This is a genomic window from Sphaerotilus montanus (genome assembly GCF_013410775.1).
GTDB lineage: Bacteria > Pseudomonadota > Gammaproteobacteria > Burkholderiales > Burkholderiaceae_C > Sphaerotilus > Sphaerotilus montanus.
The window spans coordinates 3,143,754-3,159,259 of the sequence record NZ_JACCFH010000001.1 but is presented as its reverse complement, the minus strand read 5'-3'; the positions used below and the strand labels follow the sequence as shown (position 1 = coordinate 3,159,259).

Genomic DNA, 15,506 nt, shown 5'->3' with positions numbered 1-15,506 from the left:
AGCGGGGGCCATGGCGAGGGCGTCGGTTACAGTGACCGCCTCCCACCATGGCCTTCCAGTTCCTCCAGCGCCTGACCGGCCGCGACCGCACCCGCACTGCCAACCGGCAGCTGGGCGGCGTGCTGGCCTTCGTCGCCGGAGCGGTCAATGCGGGCGGCTTTCTGGCCGTGGCCCGCTACACCTCGCACATGAGCGGGATCATCTCCGGCATCGCCGACGACCTCGCGCTGGGCAGCATCGGGCTAGCGCTGGCGGGGCTGGTGGCCCTGGGCGCCTTCGTCTCGGGCGCCGCCTGCACCTCCCTGCTGATCAACTGGGGCCGCCACCGCCAGCTCCAGGGCAAGTACGCGCTGGCGCTGCTGCTGGAGGCCGGCCTGCTGCTGCTGTTCGGCCTGCTCGGCGCCAACCTGCACGACTTCAAGGCCCTGCTGGTGCCGACCACGGTGCTGCTGCTGTGTTTCATCATGGGCCTGCAGAACGCCATCATCACCAAGATCTCGAACGCCGAGATCCGCACCACGCACATGACCGGCGTGGTCACCGACCTGGGCATCGAGCTGGGCCGCCTGCTCTACTGGAACGGCCAGCGCGACGCGGACGATCCGATGTACGTGCGCGCCAACCGCGACAAGCTGTGGATCCATGCGACCGTGCTGGCGCTGTTCTTCAGCGGCGGCATCGTCGGTGCGCTGGCCTTCCGGTCGCTGGGCTTCTCGGCGACGATTCCGCTGGCAGCACTGCTGGCGGTGATGGCCCTGCCAGCGCTGGCCAGGGACCTGCACCGCATCGCCCCGGCCCGTTTCCCTCCTTGAACCCCATGCCCGACACCCCCGAACCCACCGGTGAAACCGCGGACGACCACGTCCGTCCCTACGTCTACCAGGACCAGGCGCGCACCGTCCGCGCCCTGCACTTCTCGCTCAGCGAGATCCAGAGCCGCATGCGCATGGACGACCCCGACGGGCTGGACCTGGCCTACACGCAGCGCATGATGGGCTTCCTGCTGTGGCAGCCGCGGCCCGCCAGCATCGCGCTGATCGGCCTGGGTGGCGGCTCGCTGGTGAAGTTCTGCCACCGGCACCTGCCGGACAGCACGCTGCAGGTCGCCGAGATCAACCCGCACGTGATCGCGCTGCGCGGCGACTTCGGCATTCCGCCGGACAGCGCGCGCCTGCGGGTGGTCTGCCAGGACGGCGCGGTGCTGGTGCGCGATCCGCCGCAGCGTTTCGACGTGCTGCTGGTGGACGGCTTCGACTGGGAAGGCCTGCCCGACGCGCTGTGTTCGCAGGCGTTCTACGACGACTGTGCGCAGGCCCTGACCGACACCGGCTGGCTGGTGGCGAACCTGCCCAGCGGCGCCAGCCAGCCGCTGTTCGCCGTGCATGTGGCGCGCATCCGGCAGACCTTCGGCGCGGACGCGGTGCTGGTGGTCGGCGACGGGGAGCGGGGCACGAACAGCGTGGTGCTGGCCTGCCGCGACGCGCAGGCACTGCGGCGGCGCGACATCACCACGCGCGGCCCCGCGGGCTTCGATGCCGCCGCCTGGCGCGCGCTGCAGCCCGCCATGGCCGCGGTGCGGCGCGCACTGCTGCAGCAACAGGCCGACACGGGCACCGCTTGAAGCCGACGACGACAATCCCCCCATGACCATCGCCCCCTATCTCAAGACCATCGGCCGCGGCAAGGACGGTGCCCGCTCGCTGGACCACGCCCAGGCGCTCGACCTGATGACCCGCATCCTCGATGGCCGTGTCAGCGACCTCGAACTCGGCGGCTTCGCGCTGGCGATGCGCATCAAGGGCGAATCGGCGGACGAACTCGCGGCCTTTGTCGAGGCCGCCATGGTGCACACGCTGCCGCTGGTGGCGCCCTCGCCCGCCGTGCTGCTGCCGTCCTACAACGGCGCGCGCAAGCTGCCGAACTTCACGCCGCTGCTGGCGCTGCTGCTGGCGCGCGAAGGGGTGCCGGTGCTGGTCCACGGCCCGATCGACGACCCCGGTCGCGTCACCAGCGCGGCGATCTTCACCGCGCTCGGCCTGCCGCCCGCCGCCGACGCTGCCCAGGCCGCGGCGCAATGGGCGCGCGGCGAGCCGGTGTTCATGTCGCTCGAAACGCTGAACCGGCCGCTGGCGCAGTTGCTGGCGCTGCGCCGCGTGCTCGGCCTGCGCAACAGCGGGCACACCATCGCCAAGCTGCTGCCGGCCCTTCCCGGCGCGCTGCGGGTGGTCAACCACACCCACCCGGAGTACGCGGTGAGCCTGTCGCAGTACCTGCGCGACAGCGGCGCCGACGCGGTGCTGATGCGCGGCACCGAAGGCGAGCCGGTGGCCGATGCCCGCCGGCAGCCGCGGCTGGATGTCTACCGGGCGGGCGTGCTGGACACCACGCTGTCGGTGGCGCCACAGGAAGGCGTGCTGGTGGAACTGCCGGCATTGCCCGCCACCATCGATGCCGACACCACCGCAGCGCACATCCACGCGGTGCTGGACGGTCAGATCCCGCTGCCGACCTCGATCGCCCGCCAGGTGCAGTGCCTGCGCGACGCGCTGCCGCGTTGAAGCGTCAGCGCACTGGCCGGGGGAGCGGATGCACGTTGCTCGTCGGCCGCTCGGCGCGCAGGTCGTAGCTCTCGGCCCCGGACTCGCGCAGGATGCGGCCGTCCTTGACGATGATCACGTCGGTGCCGGTGAGGAAGGCCATCTGCCGCGAGATCTCGGCGGACCGCTTCAGCGCCGCGTAGGCGCCCAGCACCTCGGGTGCAATGTAGGTCTGCTGGGTCAGGGAACCGTTCTTCATGCGCCGCTCCAGTCCACCAGTTTCGGGACAGGTCCCGCGTTGTCGAAATGCACCCAGAGGTCCACGAGGTCCTTGTAGACGGCGTGGAAGTTGTGCAGGCCGGTGTCATAACGGCGCTGCACCACATCGCTCGCCATGCGCAGGCCACCCTGGCGCGCACGCTCGTTGACCCGGTGCTGCGCCACCTCCCACGACGGCAGCGACAGGAACACCATCTGCACCACATACCCCTTGGCGCGCCAGTCGGGGATCAGGCTGGCGTAGTCCCGGCTGCGCAGCGAGGTCTCGAAGCCGAAGGTCTCGCGCAGCCGCAGCATGTCCTGGATCGTCATCTGCATCAGCTTGCTGGCCCGCTGGGCCATGCGCTCCGGCGCGAAGGGCGACAGGCCCTGGGCGATCAGATCGGCGTCGATGAAGTTCCGGCAGGCCGCCTCCTGCGGCAGATATTCCTTGGCAAACGTGGTCTTTCCTGCGCCCGGCGGGCCGGCAATGATGTGGATGCGGGGCATGTCCAGTTCGCTCCAGGAGGCGGTGCAATCGAAAGAATTTCAAATCATTATGTAACTCGCCGTGACATTTTTCTCTTGATATTCTGAAGAGGAACTGATGGGTGGACGAAAAAAAGCCCCGCTCGCATGAGCGGGGCGGCGGTCCGGAATCACCATCCGGAGGCAGCAGATTCCGAAGATCCGGCAGGTCAGCCCGTGACCAGGTCCTTGATCTGCATCAGCGCGGCCGGGTCTTCCATCGTCGTCAGGTCACCCGCATCGCGGCCTTCGCAGACGGCCTGGATCGCGCGGCGCAGCACCTTGCCCGAGCGGGTCTTGGGCAGCGTGGTCACGAAGCGCACCGAGGCCGGACGCGCCACGGCGCCGAGCTGGTTGTCCACGACCTTCATGTCTCGGCTTCCAGCGCCTTGGCATCGGCCACATTCGTGATCTTGCTCGGGTCCTTCAGCACGGCAAACGCCACCGCGACCTGGCCCTTGAGCTGGTCGGCCACGCCCACCACGGCCACTTCGGCGACGTTGGCGTGGCTGGAGATGCTTTCCTCGATCTCGCGGGTGCCCAGGCGGTGGCCGGCGACGTTGATCACGTCATCGGTACGGCCCAGGATGAAGAAGTAGCCGTCGGCGTCCTTCACGCCCCAGTCGAAGGTGGAGTACATCACCTTGTTGTGGATGCTGGTCCAGTAGGTGCTGACGTAGCGCTTGTCGTCGCCCCAGACGGTCTGCAGGCAGCCGGGGGGCAGCGGGCCGTTGACGGCGATCACGCCCTTCTTGTTCGGCTCGGTGATCTCCTCGCCGGTGGTCTCGTCGATCAGCTGGACGTCGTAGCCGTAGACCGCCTTGCCCGGCGAGCCGAACTTGGTCGGTGCCGGCTCGACGCCGTTGCAGATCGCCATGATCGGCCAGCCGGTCTCGGTCTGCCAGTAGTTGTCGATGATGGGCTTGTTCAGCGCGCCGCCGATCCAGGTCGCCGTCGGCTCGTCGAGCGGCTCGCCAGCCAGGAACAGCGCCTTCAGACTGCTCAGGTCGTACTTGGTCAGGTAGGCCGGATCCTGCTTCTTCAGCACGCGCGCGGCGGTCGGGGCCGAGAACATCACGGTGACCTTGTACTTCTCGACCAGGCTCCACCAGATGCCGGCGTCCGGGCGGGTCGGCAGGCCCTCGTACATGATCGTGGCCATGCCGTTGATCAGCGGGCCGTAGATGATGTAGCTGTGGCCGACGACCCAGCCGATGTCAGACGTGCTGAAGTACGTCTCGCCGGGGTTGCCCATGTAGATGTGCTTCATCGACGCGGCCAGCGCCACCGTGTAGCCAGCGGTGTCACGCTGCACGCCCTTGGGCTTGCCGGTCGTGCCCGAGGTGTAGAGGATGTAGGACGGATGGGTGGACTCGACCCAGACGCACGGCACGACGGTGTCCATCTGCAGGGCGCGCTGTTCGGCGTAGTCGACGTCACGGCCATCGACCTTGGCGTAGTCGGCCAGACCGCGGTTGACCATCAGCACCTTGGCCGGCTTGTGGGCCGAGAGGTTGATCGCCTCGTCGAGCAGGTGCTTGTAGGGCACCGACTTGCCACCACGCATCCCGGCGTCGGCGCTGACGATGACGGTGGGCTGGGCGTCGTCGATGCGGCTGGCCAGCGAGTGGCTGGCGAAGCCGCCGAACACCACCGAGTGGATCGCGCCGATGCGCACGCAGGCCAGCATCGCGAACGCGGCCTCGGCAATCATCGGCATGTAGATCAGCACGCGGTCGCCCTTCTTGACGCCGAGCGACTGGTAGATCGCGGCCATGCGCTGCACTTCGGCGTGCAGTTCGCGGTAGCTGTAGGCCTTCTCGGTGTTCGTCTCGGTCGAGACGAAGATCAGCGCGTTCTGGTCGGCGCGGGCCGCGAGGTGGCGGTCGACGGCGTTGTGGCAGAGGTTGGTCTCGCCGCCGGCGAACCACTTGGCGAACGGGGGGTTGGTGTAGTCGCAGACCTGGTCGAAGGGCTTGTGCCAGTCGATCAGTTGCGCCTGCTCGCCCCAGAAGCCCTCGCGGTCTTCAATGGAGCGGCGGTGGAATTCGGCGTAGTTGGTGCTCATGGAACGGTCTCCTCTGACCCCGCCGACCGAGCGCGGCGAGTATAGCTTTTCATTTCACCCGGAGCGGCTGACGCTGTCCTGTCTCGGACAGTCGCCAGCCGGGTGTTGCCGCACATCGCAGGGTGCGGCAGACGCTCAGGACAGGGCCGCGACGACCTCGGCCGGCGCCTGCACCAGCTCGATCAGCACCCCTTCACCCCCGATCGGGAACTCGTCGTTCGCCTTCGGGTGGATGAAGCAGATGTCGAACCCGGCCGCGCCCTTGCGGATGCCGCCCGGCGCGAAACGCACGCCGTTGGCCGTCATCCACTCGACCGCCTTGGCCAGGTCATCCACCCACAGGCCGACATGGTTCAGCGGCGTGGCGTGCACGGCCGGCTTCTTGTCGATGTCCAGCGGCTGCATCAGGTCAACTTCGACCGCGGTCGGGCCGCTGCCGAGGGCGCAGATGTCCTCGTCCACGTTCTCGCGTTCGCTGACGAAGGTGCTCTTGACTTGCAGGCCGAAGATGTCGACCCACAGCGACTTGAGCCGCTGCTTGTCGGTGCCGCCGATGGCGATCTGCTGGATGCCGAGGATCTTGAATGGCTTGGGTGTGCTCATGGTGTTCCCCGTGCTGTCACTCGAACCGCAGGATCGGCTGGTCCACGCTCAGGCTCTCGCCCTTCTTCGCGAGGATCTCGGCGACGACGCAATCCTGCACGGCGACGAGGATGTTCTCCATCTTCATCGCCTCGATGACCGCGAGCTTCTCACCGGCCTGCACCTTCTGCCCGACCGCCACCGACACGTCGGCCAGCAGGCCCGGCATCGGCGACAGCAGCGACTTGCTGGTGTCGGGCGGTGCCTTGTAGGGCATCAGCTTCATCAGCTCGGCGGCACGCGGGTTCAGCACCAGCGCGTCGATCTGCGTGCCGTTGTGGGCGACGCGGATGGCGAGCGGGTTCTTGTTGGCGCTGCGCTCGACCTGCGCGGTGAACGGCAGGCCGTTGCACACGCCGGTCATCAGCAGGTCACCGAGCTTGGTGTGGCTGCGGATCGCGTAGATCTTGTCGCCCAGCAGCACGTTGGCGGTGCCGAGCGCGCTGTCGTAGCCACTGACCTTGACCGGGTGGTAGACGTGGTCACCCTGGGCGCCGAGCACCGCGACGACCAGATCCGGCGCGTCCTTGTTGACGCCGTGGCCGGGCAGCTGGCCGCTGATGCCGGCGGCACGCTCGCGGGCCTTGCGGCGCACGAAGGCGGCGAGTGCCACCAGGAACAGCGGGTCGTCGTGCGGCACGTCCTCGGCCTTGAAGCCGTGGCTGTAGTGCTCGGCGATGAAGCCGGTGTTGAACTCGCCGGTGACGAACTTCGGGTGCGCCAGCAGCGCGGCCTGGAAGGGGATGTTCGAGCTGATGCCGCGGATCACGAAGCCGTTGAGGGCCTCGCGCATCTTGGCGATCGCTTCCGTGCGGTCACGGCCGTGCACGATGAGCTTGGCGATCATCGAGTCGTAGAACATCGGGATCTCGCCGCCCTCGTAGACGCCGGTGTCCACGCGCACGCCGCCGAAACGGCCCTTCTCGTAGGCGGGGCCTTGCAGCGTCTCGGTGCCTTGCACAAGATCGGCAGCCGGCGGCGCGTAACGCACCAGGCGGCCGGTCGAGGGCAGGAAGTTGCGGAACGGGTCTTCCGCGTTGATGCGGCACTCGATCGCCCAGCCTTCGCGCTTGACGTCTTCCTGCTGGAAGGTCAGCGCCTCGCCAGCGGCGACGCGGATCATCTGCTCGACCAGGTCCAGCCCGGTGATGCACTCGGTGACCGGGTGCTCCACCTGCAGGCGGGTGTTCATCTCCAGGAAGTAGAAGTCCTGGTCCTTGCCGACCACGAACTCGACCGTGCCGGCGGACTGGTACTTGACCGCCTTGGCCAGCGCCACGGCCTGCTCGCCCATGGCCTTGCGGGTCGCGTCGCTGATGAAGGGCGACGGCGCTTCCTCGATGACCTTCTGGTGGCGGCGCTGGATCGAGCACTCGCGCTCGTTCAGGTACAGCACGTTGCCGTGGCTGTCGCCGAGCACCTGGATCTCGATGTGGCGCGGCTCCAGCACGTATTTCTCGATGAAGACGCGGTCGTCGCCGAAGCTGTTGCGCGCTTCGTTGCGGCACGACGAGAAACCTTCGAACGCTTCCTTGTCGTTGAACGCGACGCGCAGGCCCTTGCCGCCGCCGCCCGCCGAGGCCTTGATCATCACCGGGTAGCCGATGCCCTTGGCGATCTCGACCGCCTGCTCGGGCGTGTCGATGGCGTTGTTGTAGCCGGGGATGGTGTTGACCTTGGCTTCCAGCGCGAGCTTCTTCGAGGCGATCTTGTCGCCCATGGCCGCGATGGAATAGTGCTTCGGGCCGATGAAGGCGATGCCCTCCTCTTCGAGCCGCTGCGCGAACGCGGCGTTCTCGGACAGGAAGCCGTAGCCGGGGTGAACCGCCTGCGCGCCCGTGGCCTTGCACGCGGCGATGATCTTGTCCGCGACGAGGTAGGACTCGCGCGACGGCGCCGGGCCGAGCAGCACGGCCTCGTCGGCCAGCTCGACGTGGCGCGCTTCCTTGTCGGCCTCGGAGTAGACGGCGACCGTCTTGCGGGCGGTCTGGATGACGCGGCAGGCGATTTCGCCGCGGTTGGCGATCAGGATCTTGGTGAACATGTGCGTATCTCCTTGCCGACTCAGAGCGGGATGTTCCCGTGCTTGCGCCACGGGTTGTCGAGCTTCTTGTCCTTGAGCATCACGAGCGAGCGGCAGATGCGCTTGCGGGTCTCGTGCGGCTGGATGACGTCGTCGATGAAGCCACGCGCGCCAGCCACGAACGGGTTGGCGAAGCGGGCCTTGTATTCGGCTTCCTTGGCGGCGAGCTTCTCGGGATCGCCCTTGTCCTCGCGGAAGATGATCTCCACCGCGCCCTTGGCGCCCATCACGGCGATCTCGGCGTTCGGCCACGAGAAGTTCACGTCGCCGCGCAGGTGTTTGGACGACATCACGTCATACGCGCCGCCGTAGGCCTTGCGGGTGATGACGGTGACCTTCGGCACGGTGCATTCGGCATACGCGTAGAGCAGCTTGGCGCCGTGCTTGATGATGCCGCTCCACTCCTGCGAGGTGCCGGGCATGAAGCCGGGCACGTCCACGAAGGTGACCACGGGGATGTTGAACGCATCGCAGAAGCGCACGAAACGCGCCGCCTTGATCGACGACTTGATGTCGAGGCAGCCGGCCAGCACCTGCGGGTTGTTGGCCACGAGGCCGATCGTCTGGCCTTCCATGCGGGCGAAGCCGATGACGATGTTCTTGGCGTAGTCAGGCTGGATCTCGAAGAAGTCGCCGTCGTCGACGACCTTCAGGATCAGCTCCTTCATGTCGTAGGGCTTGTTCGGGTTCTCCGGCACCAGCGTGTCGAGCGAGTAGTCCAGCCGCGTGCCCGGGTCACCGCTCGGGCGCACCGGCGGCTTTTCCTTGTTGTTCAGCGGCAGGTAGTTGAAGAAGCGGCGCAGCATCAGCAGCGCTTCCACGTCGTTGTCGAACGCCACATCCGCCACGCCACTCTTGGTCGTGTGCGTGATCGCGCCGCCCAGTTCTTCAGCGGTGACTTCCTCGTGCGTCACGGTCTTCACCACCTCGGGGCCGGTGACGAACATGTAGGACGAGTCCTTCACCATGAAGATGAAGTCGGTCATCGACGGCGAGTACACCGCGCCACCCGCGCACGGGCCCATGATCATCGAGATCTGCGGCACCACGCCCGAGGCCATCACGTTGCGCTGGAACACTTCCGCGTAACCGCCGAGCGACGCGACCCCTTCCTGGATGCGCGCGCCGCCCGAGTCGTTCAGGCCGATCACCGGGGCGCCGACCTTCATCGCCTGGTCCATCACCTTGCAGATCTTCTCGGCGTGGGCTTCCGACAGCGCACCGCCGAACACGGTGAAGTCCTGGCTGAACGAGAAGGCCAGACGGCCGTTGATCATGCCGTAGCCGATCACGACGCCGTCGCCGGGGATCTTGTTATCGGCCATGCCGAAGTCCGAGCAACGGTGCTCGACGAACATGTCCCATTCTTCGAAGGTGCCTTCGTCGAACAGCAGTTCGAGCCGCTCGCGGGCGGTCAGCTTGCCCTTGGCGTGCTGGGCGTCGATGCGCTTTTGCCCACCGCCGAGGCGGGCCTTCGCGCGCTTGGCTTCGAGCATCTGTTGGATGTCATGCATGGAGCATCTCCTCGGTGATCAGGTCGGAAATCGGTTGGAAATTGGCTGGAAATCAGTTCAGCAGGTCGAGCAGGCGGCGCGCCGCGACGGACGCGGCCAGCCGGCCCGCGCGCACCTGTTCGGTGGTGTCGGCCAATTGGCCGCGCACCTCGGGATGGGCACGGAAGCGCGCACGCAGGCCCGCCTCGATGCGCTCCCACATCCACGCCAGGCTCTGCTGCTGGCGGCGCTGGTCGAGCCGGCCGCTGGCGGCCTGCAGTTCGCGGAAGCGGGTGACGGCCGCCCAGAACTCGGGCAGCCCGGCACCCTTGAGCGCGCTGAGCTGGAGCACCTGCGGCTGCCACAGCAGGTCACCGCCATGACCGTGTGCATCGCCATGGCCGCCGCCGTGGTGCTGGTGCATGCCGAGCAGGCGCAGCGCGCTGGTGATCTGGGCGCGGGCGCGGGTGGCGGCGTTCGGGTCGATGTCGGCCTTGTTGATGACGACCAGATCGGCCAGCTCCATCACGCCCTTCTTGATCGCCTGCAGGTCATCGCCGGCGTTGGGCAACTGCAGCAGGCAGAACATGTCGGTCATGCCGGACACCGCCGTCTCGCTCTGGCCGACGCCGACCGTCTCGATGACGACGACGTCGTAGCCGGCAGCCTCGGCGATCAGCATGGCTTCGCGGGTCTTCTCGGCCACGCCGCCCAGCGTGCCGGACGAGGGGCTCGGGCGGATGTAGGCATTCGGGTGCACCGACAGGTGTTCCATCCGGGTCTTGTCGCCCAGGATCGAGCCGCCGGAGACACTCGACGACGGATCGACCGCCAGCACCGCGACCCGGTGGCCTTGGCCGATCAGGTACAGGCCCAGCGCCTCGATGAAGGTCGACTTGCCCACGCCCGGCACACCCGAGATGCCCAGACGGAAGGCGTGGCCCGTGTGCGGCAGCAGCGCGTTCAGCAGCGCGTCGGCGCGCAGGCGGTGGTCCGGCCGGGTCGATTCGAGCAGCGTGATGGCCTTGGCCATCGCGCGCCGCTGCACGGTGGGCTGGTCGCCGACGATGCCCGCGGCCAGTGCCTGCTCGGCAGCCGGCAGGTGGGAAAAGTCTTCAGTCATCGCCACTAGTGGCCGGTCAGGGCCTGCGTCGTCAGTCGGAGTCGCTCGGCGGGTGGGCCGGGCGGCGGAAGTAGAGATCCCATTCGCCTTCGGCTTCCAGGATGAAGCCGTGGCGCTGGTAGAAACGGGTCGCGTCGGTGTGTTTCAGTGCCGTGACCGACATCGGCATGGCCTGCACATCGGCCTCGGCCAGCACCTGGCGCATCACCCAGGCACCGATGCCCTCGCCCTGCGCACTGGGGTGGATGTAGAGGTGGTCCAGCAGCAGGTCATGCGGCCGGGGAATCACCACCACGAAGCCCACCAGTTCCCCGTCACGCAGGATGTGCCGGGTGTGCGCCGGGTTGTAGCCGCGGCTCAGGCGCTCGCGCGCCCGTTGTGGATCGAAATGCCCCAGCCGGGTCAGACTCTCCCGCATCGCCGCCATCCGCAACGCCAGCAAGGCTTCGAAATCGCCTTCGCTGGCGGGAGTGAGTTGCAGTCGTGGTCGTGCAGCAGCAGGAGTGTTCATGGTCACCGAGGTGTCTGAGGGGGTACCTCAGGCCGCGGACACATGGGCGCGTATCTGCTCCAGAACATCCTTGGCCGAGGCCGGAATCGGCGTGCCGGGACCGTAGATCCCCTTCACGCCGGCTTCGAACAGGGCATCGTAATCCTGTTGCGGGATTACCCCACCCACGAAGACGATGATGTCGTCGGCGCCCTGCTTCTTCAGCTCGGCGATGATGGCCGGCACCAGGGTCTTGTGCCCGGCGGCCAGCGTCGAGACACCGACCGCGTGCACATCGTTCTCGATCGCCTGGCGCGCGCATTCTTCCGGCGTCTGGAACAGCGGGCCCATGTCCACGTCGAAGCCGAGGTCGGCGTAGGCGGTGGCCACGACCTTGGCGCCGCGGTCATGGCCGTCCTGGCCGAGCTTGGCGATCATCACGCGGGGGCGGCGGCCGTAGGTCTCGGCGAAATCGGCGATCTCGGTCTGCAGCTTTTCCCAGCCTTCGGCCGAGTCGTAGGCCGCGGCATAGACGCCGGTGACCTTCTGGATGTCGGCGCGGTGGCGGCCGTAGACGGCTTCGAGCGCATCGCTGACCTCGCCCACCGTGGCGCGCAGGCGCACGGCCTGGATCGCCAGGTCGAGCAGGTTGCCGGTGCCAGCGCGGGCGGCGTCGGTCATCGCGGCCAGCGCGGCCTGCACCGCCGCGGTGTCGCGGGTGGCGCGGATCTGCTGCAACCGGGCGACCTGACCATCGCGCACCATGACGTTGTCCACGTCGAGGGTGTCGATCGGGTCTTCCTTGGCCAGCTTGTACTTGTTGACGCCGACGATGACGTCCTTGCCGGAGTCGATGCGGGCCTGCTTCTCGGCGGCGCTGGCTTCGATCTTCAGCTTGGCCCAGCCGGAATCGACCGCCTTGGTCATGCCGCCCATCGCCTCGACTTCCTCGATGATGGCCCAGGCCTTGTCGACCATCTCCTGCGTCAGCGACTCCATCATGTAGGAGCCGGCCCACGGATCGACCACGCTGGTGATGTGGGTCTCTTCCTGGATGATGAGCTGCGTGTTGCGGGCGATGCGCGAGGAGAACGCCGTCGGCAGCGCGATGGCTTCGTCAAGCGCGTTGGTGTGCAGCGACTGCGTGCCGCCGAAGACCGCGGCCATCGCCTCGACCGTCGTGCGCACGATGTTGTTGTACGGGTCCTGCTCGGTCAGCGACCAGCCCGAGGTCTGGCAGTGCGTGCGCAGCATCAGGCTCTTGGGGTTCTTCGCGTCGAAGCCCTTCATGATCCGGCACCACAGCAGACGCGCCGCGCGCATCTTGGCGATCTCCAGATAGAAGTTCATGCCGATCGCCCAGAAGAACGACAGGCGGCCGGCGAAGGCATCCACGTCCATGCCCTTGGCGATGGCGGTCTTGACGTATTCCTTGCCGTCGGCGAGCGTGAAGGCGAGTTCCAGCGCCTGGTTCGCGCCCGCTTCCTGCATGTGGTAGCCGGAAATCGAGATCGAGTTGAACTTCGGCATGTGCTTGGCCGTGTACTCGATGATGTCGCCGATGATCCGCATCGATGGTTCGGGACCATAGATGTAGGTGTTGCGGACCATGAACTCCTTGAGGATGTCGTTCTGGATGGTGCCGCTGAGCTTGTCCTGCGAGACACCCTGCTCTTCCGCCGCGACGACATAGCCCGCCAGCACCGGCAGCACGGCGCCGTTCATCGTCATCGAGACCGAGACCTTGTCGAGCGGGATCTCGTTGAAGAGGATCTTCATGTCCTCGACCGAGTCGATCGCGACACCGGCCTTGCCCACGTCGCCGGTCACGCGCGGGTGGTCGGAGTCATAGCCGCGGTGCGTGGCCAAGTCGAACGCGACCGAGACGCCCTGACCGCCGGCGGCCAGCGCCTTGCGGTAGAAGGCGTTCGATTCCTCGGCAGTCGAGAAGCCGGCGTATTGGCGGATGGTCCACGGGCGCACCGCGTACATCGTCGCCTGCGGGCCGCGCAGGAAGGGCTCGAAGCCGGGCAGCGTGTTGGTGTTCGGCAAGCCCTGCACGTCTTCGGCGGTGTAGAGCGGCTTGACGGTGATGCCGTCCGGCGTGACCCAGTTCAGCGCGTCGACCTGGCCACCAGGGGCGGACTTGGCGGCGGCCTTGGTCCACTGGGCGAGCGAGGCGGGCTGGAATTCGGGGTTGTTCGAGGTGCTGTTCGACATGTTGTGTTCCTGGCGCTGGTTCGCTCATGATACATGATGCATAATTATGAATTCAATGTTGACGTTGCCCTGACACTCTTCTGACACACCGCCCGTGAACACTCCCGCCCTCGACACGGCTCTGGCCCCACGCGCCCTTTACCAGGACGTGGCCGAGCGCCTGCGCGAACAGATCTTCAACCGCGAGCTGGAGCCCGGCAGCTGGATCGACGAGCAGAAGCTCACCGCCGAACTCGGCATCAGCCGCACGCCGCTGCGCGAGGCGCTGAAGGTGCTGGCGGTCGAGGGGCTGGTGACGATGAAGGTGCGCCGCGGCGCCTACGTCACCGAGGTGTCCACCGACGATGTGCGCCAGGTCTACCACCTGCTCGCCCTGCTGGAGAGCGACGCGGCCGGTGACGTCGCCCGCAACGCCTCGCCCGAAGAGCTGGCCCAGTTGCGCAGCCTGCACAACCGGCTGGAGCTGGAGGTGCACCAGCGCGAGTTCTTCTTCGCCACCAACGAGGCCTTCCACATCCAGTTGCTGTCGATCGCCGGCAACCGCTGGCGCCAGCAGATCGTGGCCGACCTGCGCAAGGTGATGAAGCTCAACCGCCACCACTCGCTGTTCAAGCAAGGGCGGCCCGAAGAATCCCTCAACGAACACCGCGCCCTGATGGACGCGCTGGAGCGGCGCGACGGCGCGCTGGCCACGCGGCTCATGCGCGCCCATTTCGACAACGGCCTCGCCGCTGCTGCAGGCTGAGACAGGCTGTCGCAGCAGAACGGTGTGACATGTCTCAGCTTGAGGTCAGTTTGAAGTCGCAGAGTCCGCCCGCGCGTCACACTCCGCATCCCCAGTCCCCCGGTTTCAACACCCCGAAACTCTCCGCCATCCCGAGGAGCAAACCCCGATGAAGATCCACGAATACCAAGGCAAGGAAGTCCTGCGCCAGTTCGACGTGCCGGTGCCGCGCGGCTACCCGGCGTTCACGGTGCAGGAGGCGGTGGAAGCCGCACAGAAGCTGGGCGGCCCGGTGTGGGTCGTGAAGGCGCAGATCCACGCGGGTGGCCGCGGCAAGGGCGGCGGCGTGAAGGTCGCCAAGAGCCTGGACGACGTGCGTCGTCTGGCCGAGCAGATCCTGGGCATGCAGCTCGTGACGCACCAGACCGGCCCGGAAGGCCAGAAGGTGCGCCGCCTGTACATCGAGGACGGTGCGGACATCCAGAAGGAGTTCTACGTCTCGCTGGTGACCGACCGCCAGTCGCAGAAGGTGGCGTTCATCGCGTCTTCTGAAGGCGGCATGGACATCGAAGAGGTTGCGCATTCGACGCCCGAGAAGATCATCACCGAGGTGATCGATCCGCTGACAGGTCTGGGTGCCGAGCAGGCCGAGAAGATCGCCCGCGCGATCGGGCTGGAAGACGTGTCGATGGCGCAAGCCGTGGGTCTGTTCCAGAACCTGTACCGCTGCTACATGGACACGGACGCCTCGCTGGTCGAGATCAACCCGCTGAACCGCGACGGCAAGGGCAACCTGATCGCGCTGGACGCGAAGTTCAACTTCGACGCCAACGCGCTGTTCCGCCATCCGGAGATCGTGGCCTACCGCGATCTGGACGAAGAGGATCCGGCGGAAGTCGAGGCTTCGAAGTTCGATCTGGCCTACATCAGCCTGGACGGCAACATCGGCTGCCTGGTGAACGGCGCCGGTCTGGCAATGGCGACGATGGACACCATCAAGCTGTTCGGCGGCGAGCCGGCGAACTTCCTGGACGTGGGCGGTGGCGCCACGGCCGAGAAGGTCACGGAAGCGTTCAAGATCATGCTGAAGAACCCGGAGGTCAAGGGCATCCTGGTGAACATCTTCGGCGGCATCATGAAGTGCGACACCATCGCCGAAGGCGTGATCACGGCGTGCAAGGCGGTGAACCTGTCGGTGCCGCTGGTGGTGCGCATGAAGGGCACGAACGAGGACCTGGGCAAGAAGATGCTGGCCGAGAGCGGTCTGCCGATCATCGCCGCCGACACGATGGCCGAAGCGGCCACCGCCATCGTTGCAGCCGTCAAGTAAGGAACACAAG

At 66.9% G+C, this 15,506-nt stretch carries 13 protein-coding genes and 1 pseudogene; 5 read left to right on the top strand and 9 right to left on the bottom strand.

Annotation, left to right across the window (positions count from 1 at the left end; all coding sequences use genetic code 11):
* The first annotated feature begins 47 nt into the window (after positions 1-47).
* The 3 genes from BDD16_RS14460 to ybiB are packed head-to-tail and all read left to right on the top strand — an operon-like array spanning position 48 to position 2,558.
* A complete protein-coding gene (locus BDD16_RS14460) occupies positions 48-812 on the top strand; it encodes a YoaK family protein (RefSeq protein ID WP_179634587.1) in 765 nt (254 codons plus the stop codon).
* A gap of 5 nt (positions 813-817) precedes the next feature.
* Positions 818-1,621 carry a fused MFS/spermidine synthase gene (locus BDD16_RS14455; RefSeq protein WP_179634586.1) on the top strand — a complete coding sequence of 268 codons (804 nt, stop codon included), beginning with the start codon at positions 818-820 and terminating at the stop codon, positions 1,619-1,621.
* A gap of 22 nt (positions 1,622-1,643) precedes the next feature.
* On the top strand, positions 1,644-2,558 hold the full coding sequence (gene ybiB / locus BDD16_RS14450) for a DNA-binding protein YbiB (RefSeq protein ID WP_179634585.1): 915 nt from the start codon (positions 1,644-1,646) through the stop codon (positions 2,556-2,558).
* Between the two features lie 4 nt (positions 2,559-2,562).
* Here ybiB and BDD16_RS14445 read toward each other — a convergent pair whose 3' ends face one another.
* The 9 genes and pseudogenes from BDD16_RS14445 to scpA all read right to left on the bottom strand — a co-directional run bounded on the left by BDD16_RS14445 (position 2,563) and on the right by scpA (position 13,442).
* A complete protein-coding gene (locus tag BDD16_RS14445) occupies positions 2,563-2,796 on the bottom strand; it encodes a hypothetical protein (RefSeq protein ID WP_179634584.1) in 234 nt (77 codons plus the stop codon).
* Positions 2,793-3,305, bottom strand: coding sequence for an ATPase (locus BDD16_RS14440; protein WP_179634583.1), 513 nt, complete (start codon positions 3,303-3,305; stop codon positions 2,793-2,795). The genes BDD16_RS14445 and BDD16_RS14440 overlap by 4 nt, the downstream gene beginning before the upstream one ends.
* A 188-nt stretch (positions 3,306-3,493) precedes the next feature.
* Positions 3,494-5,391, bottom strand: a pseudogene (locus BDD16_RS14435) (propionate--CoA ligase).
* Between the two features lie 135 nt (positions 5,392-5,526).
* On the bottom strand, positions 5,527-5,994 hold the full coding sequence (locus BDD16_RS14430) for a VOC family protein (RefSeq protein WP_179634582.1): 468 nt from the start codon (positions 5,992-5,994) through the stop codon (positions 5,527-5,529).
* A 16-nt stretch (positions 5,995-6,010) separates the two neighbouring features.
* Entirely contained in the window at positions 6,011-8,077 is a 2,067-nt protein-coding gene (locus BDD16_RS14425; protein WP_179634581.1) for an acetyl-CoA carboxylase biotin carboxylase subunit, read from the bottom strand.
* Between the two features lie 20 nt (positions 8,078-8,097).
* A complete protein-coding gene (locus tag BDD16_RS14420) occupies positions 8,098-9,630 on the bottom strand; it encodes an acyl-CoA carboxylase subunit beta (protein WP_179634580.1) in 1,533 nt (510 codons plus the stop codon).
* Positions 9,631-9,682: 52 nt separating this feature from the next.
* Positions 9,683-10,732: a methylmalonyl Co-A mutase-associated GTPase MeaB gene (gene meaB / locus BDD16_RS14415; RefSeq protein WP_179634579.1), complete on the bottom strand. Its 1,050-nt coding sequence runs from the start codon at positions 10,730-10,732 to the stop codon at positions 9,683-9,685.
* A 31-nt stretch (positions 10,733-10,763) separates the two neighbouring features.
* A complete protein-coding gene (locus BDD16_RS14410; protein WP_179634578.1) occupies positions 10,764-11,243 on the bottom strand; it encodes a GNAT family N-acetyltransferase in 480 nt (159 codons plus the stop codon).
* Between the two features lie 27 nt (positions 11,244-11,270).
* Positions 11,271-13,442, bottom strand: a complete 2,172-nt coding sequence (scpA, locus tag BDD16_RS14405) for a methylmalonyl-CoA mutase (RefSeq protein WP_179634577.1) — start codon at positions 13,440-13,442, stop codon at positions 11,271-11,273.
* Positions 13,443-13,536: 94 nt separating this feature from the next.
* On the opposite strand from scpA, the gene BDD16_RS14400 reads away from it, so the two are divergent.
* A complete protein-coding gene (locus BDD16_RS14400) occupies positions 13,537-14,187 on the top strand; it encodes a GntR family transcriptional regulator (RefSeq protein WP_179634576.1) in 651 nt (216 codons plus the stop codon).
* Between the two features lie 148 nt (positions 14,188-14,335).
* Positions 14,336-15,496 carry an ADP-forming succinate--CoA ligase subunit beta gene (gene sucC, locus BDD16_RS14395; protein ID WP_179634072.1) on the top strand — a complete coding sequence of 387 codons (1,161 nt, stop codon included), beginning with the start codon at positions 14,336-14,338 and terminating at the stop codon, positions 15,494-15,496.
* The last annotated feature ends 10 nt before the right edge of the window (positions 15,497-15,506 follow it).